Annotated in this window: 16 protein-coding genes; 7 read left to right on the top strand and 9 right to left on the bottom strand. The window is 42.5% G+C overall.

Features of this window, described 5'->3' with window-relative positions:
• Positions 1-81 precede the first annotated feature (81 nt).
• From DKT75_RS05400 to DKT75_RS05415, 4 genes are all read right to left on the bottom strand, one after another.
• Positions 82-1,395, bottom strand: a complete 1,314-nt coding sequence (locus DKT75_RS05400) for an ABC transporter substrate-binding protein (RefSeq protein WP_109822407.1) — start codon at positions 1,393-1,395, stop codon at positions 82-84.
• A gap of 195 nt (positions 1,396-1,590) precedes the next feature.
• Positions 1,591-1,869, bottom strand: coding sequence for a peptidylprolyl isomerase (locus tag DKT75_RS05405; protein WP_109822408.1), 279 nt, complete (start codon positions 1,867-1,869; stop codon positions 1,591-1,593).
• A gap of 79 nt (positions 1,870-1,948) precedes the next feature.
• Positions 1,949-2,929, bottom strand: a complete 981-nt coding sequence (locus DKT75_RS05410; RefSeq protein ID WP_109822409.1) for a hypothetical protein — start codon at positions 2,927-2,929, stop codon at positions 1,949-1,951.
• A 69-nt stretch (positions 2,930-2,998) separates the two neighbouring features.
• Positions 2,999-3,148 carry a DUF1127 domain-containing protein gene (locus tag DKT75_RS05415; RefSeq protein WP_211665187.1) on the bottom strand — a complete coding sequence of 50 codons (150 nt, stop codon included), beginning with the start codon at positions 3,146-3,148 and terminating at the stop codon, positions 2,999-3,001.
• Positions 3,149-3,313: 165 nt separating this feature from the next.
• On the opposite strand from DKT75_RS05415, the gene DKT75_RS05420 reads away from it, so the two are divergent.
• From DKT75_RS05420 to DKT75_RS05435, 4 genes are all read left to right on the top strand, one after another.
• A complete protein-coding gene (locus DKT75_RS05420; protein WP_109822411.1) occupies positions 3,314-4,741 on the top strand; it encodes an aminotransferase-like domain-containing protein in 1,428 nt (475 codons plus the stop codon).
• A gap of 247 nt (positions 4,742-4,988) precedes the next feature.
• Positions 4,989-6,104 carry a sensor domain-containing diguanylate cyclase gene (locus DKT75_RS05425; protein WP_109822412.1) on the top strand — a complete coding sequence of 372 codons (1,116 nt, stop codon included), beginning with the start codon at positions 4,989-4,991 and terminating at the stop codon, positions 6,102-6,104.
• Positions 6,105-6,486: 382 nt separating this feature from the next.
• Entirely contained in the window at positions 6,487-7,758 is a 1,272-nt protein-coding gene (gene tyrS / locus DKT75_RS05430) for a tyrosine--tRNA ligase (RefSeq protein WP_109822413.1), read from the top strand.
• Between the two features lie 134 nt (positions 7,759-7,892).
• Positions 7,893-8,744 carry a methyltransferase domain-containing protein gene (locus tag DKT75_RS05435; protein WP_109822414.1) on the top strand — a complete coding sequence of 284 codons (852 nt, stop codon included), beginning with the start codon at positions 7,893-7,895 and terminating at the stop codon, positions 8,742-8,744.
• A 3-nt stretch (positions 8,745-8,747) separates the two neighbouring features.
• On the opposite strand, the gene DKT75_RS05440 is transcribed toward DKT75_RS05435, so the two are convergent.
• Together DKT75_RS05440 and DKT75_RS05445 are read right to left on the bottom strand one after the other, a co-directional pair.
• Positions 8,748-10,736, bottom strand: coding sequence for a hypothetical protein (locus DKT75_RS05440; RefSeq protein WP_109822415.1), 1,989 nt, complete (start codon positions 10,734-10,736; stop codon positions 8,748-8,750).
• Entirely contained in the window at positions 10,733-12,640 is a 1,908-nt protein-coding gene (locus DKT75_RS05445; RefSeq protein WP_109822416.1) for a hypothetical protein, read from the bottom strand. The genes DKT75_RS05440 and DKT75_RS05445 overlap by 4 nt, the downstream gene beginning before the upstream one ends.
• Positions 12,641-12,947: 307 nt before the next feature.
• Here DKT75_RS05445 and DKT75_RS05450 point away from each other — a divergent pair, with 307 nt between their 5' ends.
• Positions 12,948-13,964 (top strand): aldo/keto reductase, encoded by a 1,017-nt coding sequence (locus DKT75_RS05450; RefSeq protein ID WP_109822417.1) that lies wholly within the window; start codon positions 12,948-12,950, stop codon positions 13,962-13,964.
• Positions 13,965-14,491: 527 nt separating this feature from the next.
• Here the strand turns inward: DKT75_RS05450 and DKT75_RS05455 are convergent.
• A complete protein-coding gene (locus tag DKT75_RS05455; RefSeq protein ID WP_109822418.1) occupies positions 14,492-15,538 on the bottom strand; it encodes a WD40 repeat domain-containing protein in 1,047 nt (348 codons plus the stop codon).
• An 80-nt stretch (positions 15,539-15,618) separates the two neighbouring features.
• Between DKT75_RS05455 and DKT75_RS05460 the strand changes: the two genes are divergently transcribed.
• Both DKT75_RS05460 and DKT75_RS05465 read left to right on the top strand, forming a co-directional pair.
• Positions 15,619-16,155 (top strand): adenine phosphoribosyltransferase, encoded by a 537-nt coding sequence (locus tag DKT75_RS05460; protein WP_109822419.1) that lies wholly within the window; start codon positions 15,619-15,621, stop codon positions 16,153-16,155.
• A gap of 2 nt (positions 16,156-16,157) precedes the next feature.
• Complete coding sequence (locus tag DKT75_RS05465) at positions 16,158-16,739, top strand: phosphorylase family protein (RefSeq protein WP_109822420.1); 582 nt, start codon at positions 16,158-16,160, stop codon at positions 16,737-16,739.
• Between the two features lie 71 nt (positions 16,740-16,810).
• Here the strand turns inward: DKT75_RS05465 and DKT75_RS05470 are convergent, their stop codons facing one another.
• On the bottom strand, positions 16,811-17,074 hold the full coding sequence (locus DKT75_RS05470) for a toxin-antitoxin system HicB family antitoxin (RefSeq protein ID WP_109822421.1): 264 nt from the start codon (positions 17,072-17,074) through the stop codon (positions 16,811-16,813).
• Positions 17,075-17,319: 245 nt separating this feature from the next.
• Positions 17,320-18,660, bottom strand: coding sequence for a COG3904 family protein (locus DKT75_RS05475; RefSeq protein ID WP_109822422.1), 1,341 nt, complete (start codon positions 18,658-18,660; stop codon positions 17,320-17,322).
• Positions 18,661-18,702: the final 42 nt, after the last annotated feature.

An 18,702-nucleotide genomic window follows, 5' to 3' on the forward strand; every position in this document is an offset into this window, starting at 1 on the left:
GCGATGTGACTCTAACTTATGCGTCAGTATTGTTTAACTGACTTCCCGGTTGAGCCCGGGAGGATTAATTAAGCGTTAAACTTAATAGTATCCTGCACGACGCATCTCACGATCTGCCGCGACTTGTGCTGCTGCTAGTGCTTCTTTTACAGTTTTGTCGCCTGATAGAGCTGCAGCCATTTGCTGACCAACTGCTGTACCAATCGCCTGGAACTCAGGGATAGCTGCGAACTGAACACCGGTGTACGGGTTCTTGTTAAACGTACTATCGTCTGGGTTAGCACTGAAAATTGCTTTCAGCTCTGCATCAGCAAAACTTGCCGCTGCTTTGAACTCAGGAATGTTGTACGTTGACGCACGGCTACCAGTAGGAACTTTACCGTATCCGTTAGTCTCACCAATTAGCTTGATGTAGTCTTTAGACGTAGCCCACTCGATGAACTTAGTCGCTTCTGCAACCTTAGTTGAAGATGCTGGAACAGCTAGTGCCCAAGCCCACAACCAGTTAGCGCCACGTGCAGTCTTTTGAACAGGAGCCTGTGCGAATGCTATCTTGTCAGCAACTTTAGACTGAGATGGGTCAGATACGAATGAAGCAGCGATAGTTGCATCAATCCATGCACCACACTTACCTTCATTGATCAAAGCTAGGATTTCGTTGAAGCTGTTAGATGCAGATCCTGGAGGACCATACTTCTTCATTAGATCAACGTAGAACGTAACCGCTGCTTCCCACTCAGGAGAATCAAGCTGTGGCTTCCAATTCATGTCAAACCACTGCGCACCATAAGTGTTAGCAAGGGTAGATAGGAAAGCCATGTTATCGCCCCAACCAGGCTTACCACGTAGACAAATACCGTAAACGCCATCGTCTGGACTATGCATTGCTGCTACAGCCTGTTCCATGTCAGACCAAGTAGGCTTGTCAGGAAGGCTGATGCCAGCTTTATCAGTTAGATCTTTACGATACATAACCATAGAGCTCTCACCGTAGAACGGTGCAGCATACATTTTGCCTTCGTGAGAAAGACCGTTACGGATAGCTGGGAAGATATCGTCAGCGTCATAAGCTTCACTAGTTACTAGTGGTGCTAGCCAACCTTTCTTACCCCAGATTGGAGTCTCGTACATACCGATAGTCATGATATCAAACTGACCACCTTTAGTAGCGATGTCAGTTGTTACACGTGAACGTAGTACGCTTTCTTCTAGCGTAACCCACTTAACAGTGATGCCTGGGTTAGCTTTTTCAAAAACTTCAGTATGCTTCTGCATTTCGATCATGTGACCGTTATTCAGAGTAGCAACAACCAACTCTGTATCTGCAGCTGCAGCGCCAGAAAATATGACACTACCAGCTAGAGTTATAGCCGTTGCAAGTTTATTCATCTTCATTTCAATACTCCTCCTATTGGAACTTTGACTTTCAAAAGTCCGGATTCAGTTTACGTTTCATTAACCACTAGTAAACTTTCTCTAAACGAGCATTTAGATTACTCATCAGACTTTCTCATGTCAATTATTTTTTTACGCGTGTAAAGAAATAACATCACCAACGTTAAGTATTATATTAGTTAATACTAGTTCCGACTACATTCGATAAATAGTCTGCACCAAATGAAAACCAAACTTTGTCTTAACAGGTCCGTGTACTGTTAACACTGGTTTTTTAAAGACAACATCATCAATCGCTTTAACCATTTTTCCCGGACTGAACTCACCCAAGTCCCCGCCATTTTTAGCGGTATTACACGTTGAGTGCTTTTTAGCTAACGAAGCAAAGTCAGTGCCGCCGGTAATCTGTTGCTTAATTGTTTCAGCTTCTTCTTTGGTCTTTACCAAAATGTGTCGAGCGCTAGCAGTGGGCATGGTTATCTCTCTTTATCAGGTTATCGTTGCACAAATTATCCCATACTTTAGTACTAAACCTTATGCTTATAGTGCGTACTCAGCTGCTTGAGATTGATTTATAAAACCAACGTTGTCGAGTCGCCTCATTCATTAACGCCATGCCGCGGGTCAGCACTAACATCAAAGCAAAGGTAAACAAAAGTCGCCACCAAAAGATGCCGTGGAAGTCTGCGCCAATCAGTAAAATCAACAAAGTGTCTTCAATCAATGCATGCACCAAACTCAGCAATACAATCGTTGTGAATATATCGCGTGTTTTAATATGCCCTTTGCGTGCCTCGCTAATAAGTAAACCACCACCGAATGAAAGCCCCAGAGTAATTCCGATAATGGCAAAATTAGTCGCCTCTTTACCGATACCCAATAGGCGTAATAAAGGGCTCAATAAAATACCCATGACCTTCTCAATGCCCAACAACTTTAAAACTTTTAGTACAAACAACAGACACGTTACTACCAAGATAATGACGCATAAGTTTTGTAACTGCCCAAACACCCAACTGAGTAAGTCAGTCGTCTGACTAGTTTCTATCTGTAGTAGGTTGGTTACGGGTTGCTGTAAGAAACCACCATACTGGTAGGCTTGATTCAATATAGACGCGAACATCAACGCACCACCGAAACGTACCAGTAAAATCACCCAGATACTGACACCCGCCTTCTTTGCAATCGCAACCTCTACTGGGAGCGCGTGAGCCATTAACATGAGGCTGCCCAAAATAGTCGCCTGCGCGACCGTCATTCCACCTTCTATGGCAGTATCCGCCAAGATCACTAAACCACCATAGATATTCACAGCGAAAGTCGTTGCCCACACCAAACCTAAACTGTCCGGCAAACCGACACTTTCCATGACGGGCCCCATCGCCTGTCCTAGCAAAGCTACACCTCCCAATTCTTGTGCTATTTTTATAATAATGATGGCTGGAATCATTACCTTGAACAGCGTACTGCAAACATTGTAGACCTCTTGGATTAACGCCAAGAAAAACTGTTTTAAAAAGCTAATTGCTTGCATGGATGTTGCTCACTAGGGGGTTAAGTAGTGCAATGATAGTTCACAGGTTTGGCATTGAATAGCCACTAGTTATTGCCAAAAACGCTTACGCCCTTCTCGTCTCGCATCTGAAACGTCTACGGCAATATCTTTTAACTGCTCGGGGGATAAATCCAATAACTGCTTTCGAGTACGCTGACGTTGACTTGCTTGCTGCACTAACTTAAGTAACCGCTTCATAATCATTCTCCTTATTAAGTTTAGGAAAATATTAGCCCTCTATATAACTTGCAAACAGATGTAAAAACTGATTAATTAACTAGTACAGATCAACCAATTTTGCAACTGTACTGGTGCGTTTACGTCCAATCTGTACTACCTTTAAATCTAAACTGTAAGGCCATTATGAAACTGTACCAATCGATTGCTGAAAAAATACGTGAGCGTATTGAACAAGGCTACTACCAAGTAAACGAAAAGCTACCTTCGATTCGTACGTTAAGTCAGGAACATGATGTCAGTGTGTCAACGGCTCAGCAAGCCCTGTTATTTCTCGAAAAAGAACATTGGATAGAAGTTCGGGCCAAATCAGGATCTTATGTAAAAGCACAGCTAGCCGCCGCAGAAATGCCACAACCATGTCGTCCAGCACAATACCCACTCAAGGTTTCACAATGGAAAGAGGTTCGTGCATTACGCAGTCTCTATAAAGGCCACTCCGATGACTTTCTTTATCTAAGTTCGGGTATGTCAGATATTGATGCGCCCACTTTAAAGCCGCTGCTCAAAATCATGAGTCACCTCACCATTAGGGAAGGTGTTCGTTGCCTAACCCCTGACACGCTGCAAGGTGCTGTTGAGCTACGTGAGCAAATTGCACGATTAGCGCTAGATGGTGGGACACGTTTACACCCTGATGACATCATTACCACAACGGGTTGCCAAGAAGCGCTAGCCATTAGCTTGCAAGCACTCACTAAAGCGGGTGACGTGGTGGCGGTAGAGTCACCGGGATTTTACGGCCTTATGCAAATACTTAAAGCGTTGGATCTTCAAGCTTTAGAAATTCCAGCGCATGCTGACGATGGTATGAGTCTGGATGCCTTAGAAATGGCGCTTGATCAGTGGCCTATCAAAGCTATTTTAGTCATCCCTACCGAAAACAACCCGCTCGGTAGCACCATGCCAGATGAGAATAAAGTGCGCCTTTTGAAAATGACCCAGCGCTATAACACGCCCATTATTGAAGACGATATTTATGGCGACTTGCGTTATAAGCAGCCGCGACCAAGGACTCTGCACTCGTTTGATACGGAAGGACGTGTCATTTTATGCAGCTCTTTCTCTAAAACCATGTCAGCCGCTTTACGTATTGGTTGGGTTGCACCTGGGCGCTATAAAGAACGTATCGAGCACATGAAATACATCGGGACGGCCAACACCACTACCCTCACCCAACTGGCCATCGCTGAGTTTATTAAACAAGGTTATTACGAGAGGCATGTGCGTACCGTGCGACAACAGTACCGACTTAACCGTGACCAGTTAACGCATATGCTGCAAACGTATTTTCCAAAAGGGACACGTATCAGCGCACCAAGAGGTGCCTATATATTATGGATAGAGCTACCCGGAGACGTTGACACCTTGCTACTTAACAAACGTCTGGTACAGCACAAAATTCAAATAGCACCGGGAGTGATTTTCTCTGCTTCGGGTAAGTACAGAAACTGCCTACGAATTAACTATGCAAGGCCCGTTCCTAAGTCTGCGGTGTTGGCTATCAGTCAGGAGGCGAAGGAATTACTGGCAGAATCATTAATGCCCCAGTGATCTGTGCATTTATAAGACATTGAAAATAGAGGGGAATCTGACAGACTGTGCTTTATGGTTTATTATTTAACAAAATCCAACACTACCCGACAGATGGTTACTCAAATCACGGATAAAAGCTGTCCTGAATATTAAAATACGTTAATGTTGAAGCCTGTAACATAGTGTCCGCCACCAAATACTAAAAAATAGGCGCAAAAACAGTCGAGTCATAGGCTGAGAAAAAACAATAAAGAAGGGAGAGTTTATGAACCCGCACAAGCTTCTACAACCCGTAAGAAATGATGATCCAAGCTTCGATACTGTCACTATTTCAGAAGACCAGTTTGAATCCATATTAAATATCCAACAAAGTATTTTAGACTCCATCGCACTTGACCATAAAGAGCCTGACATTCTCAGCGACCTGTGTCGTCTTGCACAAGACCTGTTACCTGAATCTGCAGCCTGCATAATGCTACTAGATGATAAAACCGATACTCTGAACGTGCTTTGTGCACCAGGTGTTCCTACTGAGCACCACCACCGACTCAAAGGAATAAAGCCTGGTCATCATAATGGTTCTTGTGCCGCTGCTGTCTACTTTGGTAAACCTGCTTATGTCGTCAATACCTTCAATGACCCCCGCTGGGAAGGTAATCGCGACCTAGTTAAAGACTTTAATATGTGCTCAGTTTGGTCTATGCCCATACGCAACCGTGATAAAAAAGTGATTGGCTCATTTGCGTTGGCTTCTTTTGAACATCGTTCTCCGACAAACTTTCATGATCGTTTATTAAAAATGTGTGCCTCGGCTGTGGGTATCTTGCTTGAGCGTAAAGCGCTAAGAAAGCTCGCGTTGATAGATAAGCTCACAAAGTTATGGAACAGAACAAAGCTTGATGAAACGCTGACTAAGCAACGTGAACTCATGAGTGACCCTGACCATGGTTACGCGGTCATGCTTGTCGATATTGATCTTTTTAAAAACGTGAACGATACTTTTGGTCACAACGTAGGTGATGCGGTTTTAGTAGAGCTAGCCGATATTTTTCGCGAGCAAATAGGCTCTGACGGGATCGTTGGTCGCTGGGGTGGTGAGGAATTTATGGTGATACTGACTAAACCACACTGCAACAGAGCTCCTGAACTTGCTCAACGACTTCGCCAAGCTATTCAGCAACATAGTTTCAAAACAGTCGGGACAGTGACGGTGAGTATCGGTGTTTGCGTGGTTGCTAAAAAGACTCGAACTATAGAGATTATTGACTCTGCAGACCAAGCGCTCTACCAAGCGAAAAAACTAGGCCGTAACCGTGTTTCTGTACATTACAAAAACAAGCCTAAACAATGGTCTATCGAAGAATTAGTCGAATGTGCTTAAGTAGATAAAAAAATAGCACCCTCAGTATCCACTAGAGGGTGCTAGCTTTCTCTATGTCAGTCGCCTATTTTGGGGGACGATCTGCTTTTAGATAATATCAATGCAGCCGGCTAAAATCCTTTCACCTTATGCTGTCATGATATCGTTAAAAAAGCATAGCGGCAGGGATGTACCGAACTAAGCTCTCAACCAATTAAGCGCAAAGAGTTCCATAAAAGGCTCAAATAAATTCAATTAATTGACTAATTCATTAAAAAACATGAACTTAGTACAAATAATTAGCACAACCCTCACCCTAAACTCATTCCCTCCTTGAAAGCCGAGACAAATAACGGCAAAGTTGTCCTTTATATTGGTATTTAGCGCAAGGTATACACAGCTCATGAATGTGATCGAAGACTTAAGACAACGCGGAATGATTCAGGACATAATGCCTGGTACAGAAGAACTGTTTGCGAAAGAAAAAGTCGCAGCGTATGTCGGTGTAGACCCAACAGCGGACTCTATGCATGTGGGAAACTTAGCAACGATGATGTTGTTGGTTTATCTACAAAAGTATGGTCACACACCCGTTGCATTAGTCGGTGGCGCAACAGGCATGATCGGTGATCCATCTGGTAAAAGCGCTGAGCGTAATTTGCTAGATGAAGAAACACTACGCAAAAACCAAGAAGGTGTTGGCGCACAGCTAAAAGGCTTATTGGACTTTGAAGCCGCTGACAACCCAGCGCGTTTAGAGAACAACTACGACTGGTTTAAAGACATGGGTGCGTTGGACTTCCTGCGTAATGTCGGTAAGCACCTCACCATCAACTACATGATGGCGAAGGACTCTGTAAAAAGCCGTGTTGAAACAGGTTTGTCATTCACTGAGTTTTCATACCAGCTAATCCAAGGTTATGACTTCTACCACTTGTACAAAAACGGCGGCGTTAAAGTACAAATGGGTGGTTCTGATCAGTGGGGAAATATCACGTCAGGTACTGAGCTTATCCGTCGTATGGATGGTGGTGAAGCATTTGCCTTTACTTGCCCGCTAATCACTAAATCAGACGGTAGTAAGTTTGGTAAAAGTGAAGGCGGTAACATCTGGTTAGACCCTGCTAAAACGAGTCCTTACAAGTTCTACCAGTTTTGGTTAAACGCGTCAGATGAAGATGCAGAAGTATTCATCAAACGCTTTACACTGCTACCAATGGAAGAGATTGAAGCCGTTGCTGCTGAACATAAGGAAGCACCTCACCAACGTGCTTTGCAGCATAAATTAGCTGAGCAAGTGACTGTGATGATTCATGGCCAAGAAGGTTATGACAAGGCGGTTAAAGCGTCTGAAGCGATGTTTAAAGGGAGTAAAGAAGACTTGATGGCGCTTAGTAAGCAAGAGCTTTTGGAAGTCCTTGAAGGTGTTCCAACGCACACACTTAAGCGCGACAACCTTGGTGATGCACTGGATACGATTAGCTTTTTGTCGACTGAAACAGATATTCTTCCTTCAAAGAGTGAAGCGCGTCGTAGCTTGCAAAGTAACAGCATCAGTATCAATAAAGAGAAAGTAGGCGTTGATAGTGAAATCACCGCTGCTGACTTACTGAATGATGAGTTTATCTTGGTTCAAAAAGGTAAGAAGAATAAGTTTTTGGTTATTGTTGAATAACCGCTAACGACTATTCACAGTGCTCCACTTTTAAGTAGAGTACTGAACGACACAGAAAGGCGTACTCATGAGTACGCCTTTTTTAATGGACAATTACGTTACTATAAGCCATCAACCTCACGCTGGAATAACCAATGAACCAAGCTTCTGATACTGCTTTAATAGACTGTCGCCCACTTGCAGAATATGTACTAGGCCATATTCCACGCGCTTGTTCACTCCCAACGGATAGCTTATTTACACGCATGCATGAGTTACCTAAGCGCACCACACCTATACATTTATGTGGTAAAGCTGAAGACTTAAAAGCGGCAACAGAGTACTTGATTGATCGAGGTCATGAGGTCATTGAGCAAACACTTTGGACAGAGGCTTTGCAGCAGGAATTAAGCGCTTCTGACACTTTAGAAAAAGGCGAGGTGTCGCATCAGCTTTGGCAGGCAGCGCCATTGTTACAGCGCTTTGTAAATGAGATTGTACCCAAACATAATATTGCTGCTGGCAAGGGCTTAGACATCGCTTGTGGTGCAGGCCGTGATCTTGCCTACCTTGCAGCACAAGGTTGGGAGATGACCGGCATAGACCGCTCCATTGACTCTTTAGAGCGCGTTGCTACACTCGCTAAATACTGCAAAGTTGAAATACCCACGCTACAACTGGATACAGAAACAGGTACTGACCCATTCACCCTGTTTGAGGATGGCAGTTTTGACCTAATTTGTGTTGCTCGATATCTGCACCGCCCACTGTTTCCTTATATCAAACGACTACTAAAGCCTCACGGAGTCATCATCTACCAGACGTTTATGGTGGGTTGTGAGGAGACTAAAATAGGACGACCTAAAAACCCTAATTTCTTGTTAAAAAATGGTGAGTTGGCTGAGACATTCGCAGGCTATGACGTGCTGCTTGATGAGGTTGAAATGCTTGAAGATGGGCGGCCTGTGGCGGCGTTTATAGCACGCCAAAAGCTACCCAACCCTTAAAGGCTACTTAAAAAGTCTAGAACAAACAAGCCAGAGTAAATATGGGAGGAAGAGCAAATAAACACCCCATATGAACACGATGAATGCAGCCGTTGAAGCTGACGCGATTGAGTGGTGCTCATTATGCACAACCATTTTCGAATCATTCTCATAACGATAGAGAATACCGTCGATGGGCGCTGTGACAGGGTATGCACTCAAGTATCCAATAAATTGCTCATAGTTTTCTGGCGAGGTAGTCCGAAGCTCTCCCCAATGGCCCCTATACTTCGTTTGCCACTCCTTAAAAAATGACAAGTTATACCCTGTAACTACCGTACCCTGTTGATTATTCAAACGATAAACAATCTCCAAGTCCTTCTCAATAAGCTGTTGTGTAACTTCCAATGACTCAGCAAGCAACTTAGCGAGTGCCGAAGCAAGCGTCTTGCCACGAGTATTTTTAGTTTCAATAAGCTGCTGAACAACTGCTATAGACGGAAACTTTTCAACCGCAGGACTAGCTAATACGCTTAGAAGGTATGACGTTTTATCCTCAGATAGTTTACTGATTGGTTTATTGATGATCGCAACGCTACCCAACAACTCATAACTTTTTTCAATCTTCCTTGCGATAACTAACGCTTCTTTAGCCTGTGCAAAGTCAGGGTACTGTTGCAAAGCCGCTTCTTTATTTCGAATAAAGAAAAGCTCTGTTCTTTCAGGACACTTACCAATGAGGAATGAACAGTCACTCGTCCGTTTCATCGAAGGAATAGCCAACCCGTGCGTCGCGACTGCCTGATAATTTGCCACTTTATTTGGATCATATAAGTCTTTATCAGAAGCCAGCTCTGTAGAACCGGACATAGCACTATAGCTATTAAAGACCTCCAAAAAGGCAACCGTTATAGGCGTTGTCGTTATGTTGATTGTTAGTAAAATAGCGGTAATCAGCGGTAACCAAATACCTTTAGCGACAGGCACACTATCTAAATTAATATCGAGAGCTTCACCCTTAATAGAAATAGGCTGATACTTAGAAATAGTATAATCACTTTCTAAGTAGTCATAACTATGCAGCATCGCCTCCATCTTTACCTCGCCAAACTCCTTACCCTGTTTTTTTAAACACTTTAACCATTTAGGTGGCAACTCAAGAGAATGCTTAACCGTACCAAAGTGCTTCTCCTTGATATCTAACTCTTTTAACCACTCAGGCGACATCTCAATAGTCTGCTCAAAAAGCCCGTAGTCATAACGTTCTTCGTCGAATCTTAAGTTACCTGATAATTGAACAATATCGCGTGACTGTATGTACTTAACTCGCCTTTTGTAGGCTAACCACATTAAGAAACACAGCGGCACTAGAGGTATCGAATAAATAAGTAGTACACCCTCAATTTCAGCAAGAATAGTATCTGATATAAATTTAGACGATATAACCAAAACAAACAGCCAAGTAGGGAGCGTTATCCATGGGGAGAGTAAAAATGCATTCTTTTCAGCTTTTGTTGCTGGACGCCTATTAAAATTCTCTTCCAACCTTTGCTGGTATAAGTGCTTTAGCCCTGTGACTTCATGCATTTCATGTAACACTAATTGCCCATCAAACCTCAGCTCTACACGCTTACCACCTAGCTCCTGCCCGTCAACAAACTCCCCCTCTAGCTCTGGAGGAATAGTCACCACAAACAGTTTACTCCCCAGATGTATATCAAACGTTAAGCGAGGAAAACCACCAAGCGGTTTATGCCTTTTGATAGCAATATAGTCAGCATGAATAGTATAAATTGCACCCCAACGTGCCTTGGTTTTTGGCGATGCCGCTAAGCCAAAATTATAGAAATGCTGCATCACTGCTAGGTCTTCTTGACCCATCTCACGAGTCTCAGCCCCGTGCTGTTTATTGAACGCACGTCTAAACTTTAGCCGGGCAAAATAGGGGTATATAAGCACCACTAAGGGCACCAAAATAATAAGAACAACGACGAAGGTGAAATACTCTTTCATCTTAAACGAAACCTCGAAAACGCTAGCCAAAGTAGATATAGGGTGTACAACAAAGAACTCAGCCATACCAAGCTTAAAACTATCGCGGTAATAAATGACGATACCGAATAATGTTCATTGGTCACTGTTGTTTTGTAGTTAGTGTTTTTGTAACGGTTGAGAACACCGTCAATTGGCGCTGTCACTGGGTATATACTCAAATCATCAATCAGCTTCTGATATTCATTCGGAGAGATATAAAGGTCATGTCTCCTCATCCCATACGAGGTGAGCCAACCATCAAAGAACGTTAGGTTATAGCCTTTCGCGACTACGCCTTCTTGATGGCTTAACTTATAGAGAGTTAGCATGTCTTTATCTAGGTGCTGCTGAACAACTTGCAATGCCTCATCTCTTAGCTGCTCTAGACCTGCAGCAAGCGCTTGGCCTCTGGCGCGCTCAGTCCTAATCAACTGTCTAATGCCCTTTGCGGAAGGAAGCTTTTCAACTAAAGGGCTGTCTAAAACTTCAACCAAATAAGCAAAGTCACTTTTAGATAATCGATCGATTGGATGGTCTAAAACAGACACCAAGCCCAGCGATTGGTAGCTTGTATCAATCATTTTGGCAGGCAACAATGCTGCACTCATTTGTGCAAAATCAGGATACTGTTCCAGCGTAGCCGCTTTATCTTTCACAAAGAAAAGCGCATCTAGTTCAGGACAGTGATCAGAGTCCATATAACGACAATGATTTTCCGCGTCGATGTAAGGAATAGCTAGCCCATGAGTAGAAATAGCCTGCCCATCACCGACCTTTTTAGCGTCATACAACCCGCTACTTGAGGAAAGCTCTGAAGAACTAAATAAACTCTTTGAGCTATTCATAACTTCTGAAAACAACGTCGGAACAGGTGTAGCAAAGACGTTAACACTAACGAATGCACCAATAAAAAGTGTGAGAAACCAACTTCTAGCCACCGGTAAATTATTTATAGTGAGATCTAAGTCTGTGCCCTTAAGAGATATAGGCTGGTACTGGTGAATTGGATGACTATCTTCTGACAAGCCCAACGTATGCAGCATTGCTTCCACCTTAACGTGACCAAGCTTCTTGCCCTTAGCTTCTAAACGCTTTAACCAGTTGCTCGATAACTTAAGCGGCTGCCCATTTACTTGGTATTGCCCCTTACCTCGGTGATAACTTAACTCACCTGATAGCTGAATAATCTCACGAGACTTTATATAGCCCTTTCTAAGAAAGTACAATATGGGTATTGAGAGTGGAACATACACAAATAAAAACCCGTCTAAACCTAGCTCATTAACGGCAGGCATCACCCAAGGTACGACACAAAACATAAGCACCGAATTTGACACCGTACTCCAGCGCGATAGCAGGAAAGAGCTTTGTTCTACTGATGTTGCAGGCCGTCTGTCGTGACTCCCAATACGCCTTTGTTGATACAAGGTTCTTAAGCCTGATACACCCTCAATTTCGTGTAACACGACCCCTCTTCTGTCGAACATAACCTCGATAGTTTTATCGGAAAATTGCCGACCCTCAGAAAATTTATGTTCTATTTCTCTAGGTATGTAAACAACAACGCCTCGATTATCTAACGTAATTGAGAACGTAGAATACGGAATTCCTCTGTGTGGGCGATGTCTCTTAATCGATATTGAATAGACATTAATCGTATAAATTTTCCCCCAACGAGACTTCATCTTTGGAGTCGCGACCAAGCCATTATTATAATAGTGCTGCATGACCGCTAAGTCTTCTTCGGTCATCTCTCTAATATGCGTTTCAGGCAGATTATTCAACGCCTCTTTAGTCCTCTTCTGCTCTTTATGAGAGTGAAGCACTATAAATATTAGTAAGGGCACACCAATAATAAAAAAGATGGCGAAAAGAAACTCCATATCGGAAACCTTATGATAACTGCACGTTAAGTGGTTATGAAAAATCATCTGTGCAGTCCCAGATAACTCAAACCTCGGCTAGATAGGTATAGCCTTGTGCTTTGGTGTGCACTCTCTTTCTTCTATTAAGCGCTGTCTTTTAGCATTCCGTGTTTTTTTTATCCACTAGGAAGCTGTATTTAACGACTAACGTATATCAAGCATCGATAAGTTGATCACCGCGATGGCTGCGAATTAACGAACGCAAGTATTTGCTATACAATAATATTAACTGGTAGCAACACTTGCGTTTTCTAAGGGGAAAATCATGCACACACGTAAACTAGGTTCGTTAGAAGTATCTGCCGTTGGCTTAGGCTGCATGAATATGTCGATGGGCTACGGTGCTGCTGACCGTGACACCTCCATTCGACTACTCAACGAAGCACTAGACTCAGGCTATTCCTTCCTCGATACCGCGACACTGTATGGCGGTGGACATAATGAATTACTCATTGGTGAAGCACTCCGCACTCGCAGAAATGAATATGTTCTTGCGAGCAAATGCGGCATGGAACGAGATATAGATGGCAAAACGGTGACCGATGGACGCCCTGAAAACATCAAGCGACAATGCGAAAATAGCCTAAAGCGACTGCAAACAGACGTTATCGACCTTTATTACCTGCACCGCATGGACGCAGGTGTCCCTATCGAGGAAAGCGTTGGCGCATTAGGTGACTTGGTTAAAGAAGGAAAGCTACGCGAGATTGGCTTATCTGAAATTTCGAGTGAGACACTCATGCGAGCGCACAAAGAATTCCCTGTTGGCGCGGTGCAATCTGAGTATTCTCTGTGGTCACGTACACCTGAGTTAAAGATGTTAGCGACTTGCGAAGCACTTGGCGTCGCTTTTGTACCATTTTCACCGCTAGGTCGTCAGTTCCTCACCGGGAAGTCGGTCAATAACTCACTGTTAGGGCCAGAAGATATTCGTTGCACTAACGCAAAACCACGTTTTGATCCCGCTTGTTTCGGGCAAAATATAAAGCTGCTAGACCCTTACAGTAAAGTAGCCAATCGAGTCGGTTGCAGCATGGCTCAGCTGGCGCTTGCATGGGTACTCTCTCAGCAAGATTCTCAGGGTCATAAACGCCTCATTCCTATCCCTGGAACGAAGCATATTGAATACATGCATGAGAACCGTCAGGCCAGCGAAATTGCTTTAGACGACGATACGATTGCAGAATTGAATGACCTGATCAATGAAATGACCATCGCTGGCGAGCGCTATACCGATGCGCTAATGAAATCAATTGACTCCGAACGCGACCGCGACGTTTAAGCAGATATAACATAAGCCACCAAACATTACGGTGGCTTTGTTATGCATACCGCTATCTCCCTGTAAAACATTACTAAAGTTAGATATCTTGCAGTTATCAACGAGGTTATGCACCATCTTATCCACAGCCTTGGAAAACTCCAAGAGCCTTATGGTTACTGTCTCTAAAGGGGAAAACTTCCCCGAAATAAACGTCAGTAAATTACTTATCCACCGCTACTCAGAAAATCGTTGGATAACTTAAGTACTTGATATTTTTTAACAAAAAGTTAATAAACTGATACTTGTTTGGACAACATTGGCGCTAATTTCACGCCATGTAACTTATCTTCCGCCTATGGTTTTGGAAACTTGTTAGCTTCAAATAAAAACTTTTCCACAAATCTACCCATACACAAGCTGAACGATTTTTAACCATATAGAGCTACAGTAAGCTATAGCTAGCTCTAACAGAGTTGTAGGAATAGTGTTCACAGAGTTATCCACAACTTTTGGGGATAACTCCACAAACAAGTGATGCGTTAACTTTAAGGCGCTAGCGTCAGTTTCTTCATAAAAGAGCCATCAGCCGCGTTCAAAATACTGATAAAACCCGCTCCGTTATTTCCCCTAGAACAACGACTACCGTAAGCAATCAATTGCCCATTTGGACTAATATCGGCTGCCTGACTCGGTCGGCAATTATTCGGTAAACTTAAGCTAATTCCTTTTTTCTGTTTGCTGCTTAAGTCATAGCGCAATAATTGATTATTTCCGAACGACACCAATAAAAAACGCCCATTTGGAGTGAAGGTTGCTGGCACAGTATCGTCACTACGCGTTATTTTAGTGATGCCATCAGTCGTTAGATCCACCAGATTAGTACCAACCAGCAAGTACTTCCCTTTAGCGCCAAAAGAAATGGTATCAACATTAAACGTCTGACCGCTCTGCGTAGCCAAGTCCAAAATTTTCGTCACCTTCTTTTGGTAAGTATCATAAAGGTGAAGCTGGCTTTTGGCGGCAGACATCGTTTGTATATAAGCGACAGTGCGCCCGTTTTGACTAATCCCCATGGCAGAGAGTGTGCCTGTGGGTAATTTGATCGCAGCAAGCACCCTGCCATTCCCTGTGTGGACAACGCTTAGCACTCGCTTGTTAGCACTATGGAATAACTGCGCAGTTCCGCTTTTGTTGGTGATGGCTGGCCCAGCAACGTACTGGTTTGGCCACGGTAACGACGGTACTTTTAACGTGCGTAACACCTTGCCCGTTTTATTATGCAAAATACTCAGACCTTTAGGCTCAAGCACTGCCGTTTTAAAACCGTCGGGCGTGAAACCCATAATGCGACTTTTGACTGACAACGGAGTCGTAACGGTCGTTTCACCTGTTTTGAGACTTACAAAGTTGATCGTTGTTGCTTTAGCCGTACTATAGTTACTCAGGTATAACACTTGGCTTGAGTCATTACTAAACGCGACTTGCTGTATGCTGACAGGTGGTTGCGGACGTGCAGCCCCTTGATTAACGAGTAAAACCATCAGACCTATCCCTAGTCCGATGTTATTTTTTTGAAGTATATTTTTTAGCATTATTATATCCTTGTGGCCGCTGGCATCAGAGTGCAAGACCAACGCACCATTACGTTTTAAACAACCTAAGTTATTTAGCTATGAACCAAACAATCGCCTCATCTATCCGTACTATTCCCGGTCATCCAAAACCAGGCATAAACTTTAGGGACATCACCACTTTACTGGAAAACCCTAAAGCATTCCGAATGACTATTGACCAGTTCGTGCAGCGTTACATGGACCAAAACATCACTGCTGTGGCAGGTATTGAGTCCCGTGGTTTTGTATTTGGTTCAGTGCTCGCTTATGAGCTTAGTGTTCCTTTTCTCAGCATTCGTAAAGCGGGTAAACTCCCTGCTGAAACCATCAGTCAGTCGTACCAACTTGAGTACGGCGAAGACGTTATGGAAATCCACAAAGACTGCGTTAAGCCCGGTGATCGTGTGCTTATCATTGATGACTTGATTGCTACCGGTGGCACAGTGTCAGCGGCGATCAAACTGGTTCGTCAACTAGGTGGTGTGGTGGTCGAAAGCTGTTTTGTTATCGACTTACCAGACCTAGGTGGCAGCAAAAAAGTTCAGGAAGAAATGGACTGCCCTTGTTACTCAATCTGTGAGTTTGAGGGAGACTAGTCATGACGACAGCAACCGCGAAGCGTTACATTATTGTGGCAGCATTGGAAATGGAAACACCTGAGCTAGAGCAACTTGCGCCTGTTGTGCATACGGGTGTCGGCAAGGTGAATGCAGCGATCAAACTGTATGAAGCGATACTACTGCACAAGCCTGATTTTGTTGTGAATTACGGCACGGCAGGGGCTATTACTAAGCAGTCTGGATTATTGAAAGTGAACACCTTTATTCAGCGTGATATGGATACGCGAGGGATTGGAACAGCGCGTGGTGTAACCCCTTTTGGTGAGACGGATGTATTGCCAAAAGCACACGGCATTGTTCTAGGTTCTGGTGATTCGTTTGTGACTGACCCTGTTGCTGAGCTGGAAGGTTTAGAGATTGCGCTCGACCTGATCGATATGGAGGCTTTTGCACTTAAAGAAGTGTGCGACCACCTTGGTATGCCGTTTGAGTGCTATAAATTTGTGTCGGATGATACAAATGAGGATTCGTCTTCGGATTGGGCAGAGAATGTGGCTAAGGGAGCGGTATTGTTTAAGGCGTTTGCTGAGGAAAATATTGGGCGATCAGCACTACTTTAATGTATCAATTATACAATTAAATTTTCAGAATAAACTCGGGCGCCTAAATACCAGACGCCCGAAAAATAGCTTTAATGCAATGAATCCCAACTAGGTACATTGTCGCTTTCTTCAACAGTATCCAGCATGCCGTTCACTTTAGACTTCAACTCAGCAAAGCTTTTATTTGCCATTCTTGCTTCGATAGTAGAAAGCGCTTCAAGCTGGCTAATCTGTGTCGTTAACAGATAGTTAGCTAAATTATTCATGGAAACACCCTGGAGTTGCGCCTCTGACTCTAAACGCTTTTTTAGATCAAGAGGAACTCTTAAGGTCACTACTTGTGTTTTACTCATGGTCTTTTCTCCACTGTTGGTAAAATTGCTTTGGCGTTACCACATCGAAGCCAAAGCCTTTGAGTTCACCACTTTCAAAATCACAAATAAGTTATCTTTCTTATCTGTCAAGTTTGGACGAAGCCTGAAATAGGTTTCATCCTTACTGTGCTAGAAAATCTAAAGCGTCCTCAATTTGAACTTTCACTATATATTCATACGACATATAATTATTAAATTAACCAGTTCAATTTATCTTATTTATCTTATTTATCTGATAGCCTTATACATCTCCCCATATAATCACTAACCAATGAATTTTCTTTATTAACAGCCAAACTAAATCCATAAAAAAAATCAGGATTTAATGCCAGTATTGAAAAACTCACCTTACTCCCTCTTGAAATTAATTTATATTGTTCAATAGAAGGTTTGAAGATAACTATGTAGTTATCTTTATCCGTCATTATCTCGCCATCTATATCAAACTTTTTATTATCTATTTCAAGTATAAATTCCCCGGAAGGAATTATATTTCCTTTACTATACATAGCCGTAGCGTAAATTAAATCCTTTGAGTCGCATGTAAATAGTAGCTTACCGACCCCTCTCCACGTCCTTTGGACACCTTTAAGATATAAAATACCTTTACCTTTCAAACTTTCAATAGTCCAACTTTTTTGTTCTCCATTACTATTAACTAATTTTAAAATTGATGCATCCTTCTTTGATATAATATCAATACTATCTTTACTCGTATTACTCATACGATCAAATAACTGAACATCAATTCCCATATCAAGTAAATATTTTATTATTTTAGCAGATACAACTTGAGCTAAGTCCAAGTCATTCTTTGAAGATAACTCTTTAGAAAAACGATGTACACCTACTCTACCCCCACTCGATAAAGACCGATAAACACCACCTGAATAGGCTAATACACAAGCACTAAAACAGCTAGACTCTCTGTATTCAGAAACACTGGCGTTAACTGAAATACCCGTTGAGAAGCCATAGTTCCTTATTAACCTTCCTATACCCATTCCAGCAAGGAGATCTCCACCAGGAGAGTCAAAATAAACAATCGCACTCTTTATGTTATTAGATGAAATAGTTTTTTTTAAATTAATCAACATATCTTTAGATATAACACCTTTAACATAAATTGATTGGGGAAGATCAAGAAGGGCTGTTTCCTTATTTCTTTTAAAATAAATCCCTCCACTATTTTCACTTATTAACTCATCATCAGCTTTTGATTCAACCAAAGAGATATTTTTATCACTTGCGAATTTTTCAGCCCATTTATTATTGGGTGATAAATCCAATAAAATTAAAAGATAATTTTTCGATAAATCTTTATTTCCTTTACTAAACTCTGCAGCAGAAAGACTAGCTAAACTCGATATTTTTTGCTTCCTTTCTTTAGCACATTGGTAAGCATTCTTATAGAAAACTACCGCACCAGAGTAGTCTTTAACGTCATTTAAAATATTCCCTTTATAAATATTTTTTTCATAACATTCATTCAGAATCAATGAATTAGCTTGTAAAGGAGATAATATCAACAAAATAAAAAATGTAAAAAATAACTTATAAGCCATAGTCTATCCGAAACTTTCTAAAAAATGCTATCAAACGCTGGA

The organism is Leucothrix arctica (assembly GCF_003172895.1).
Classification (GTDB): domain Bacteria; phylum Pseudomonadota; class Gammaproteobacteria; order Thiotrichales; family Thiotrichaceae; genus Leucothrix; species Leucothrix arctica.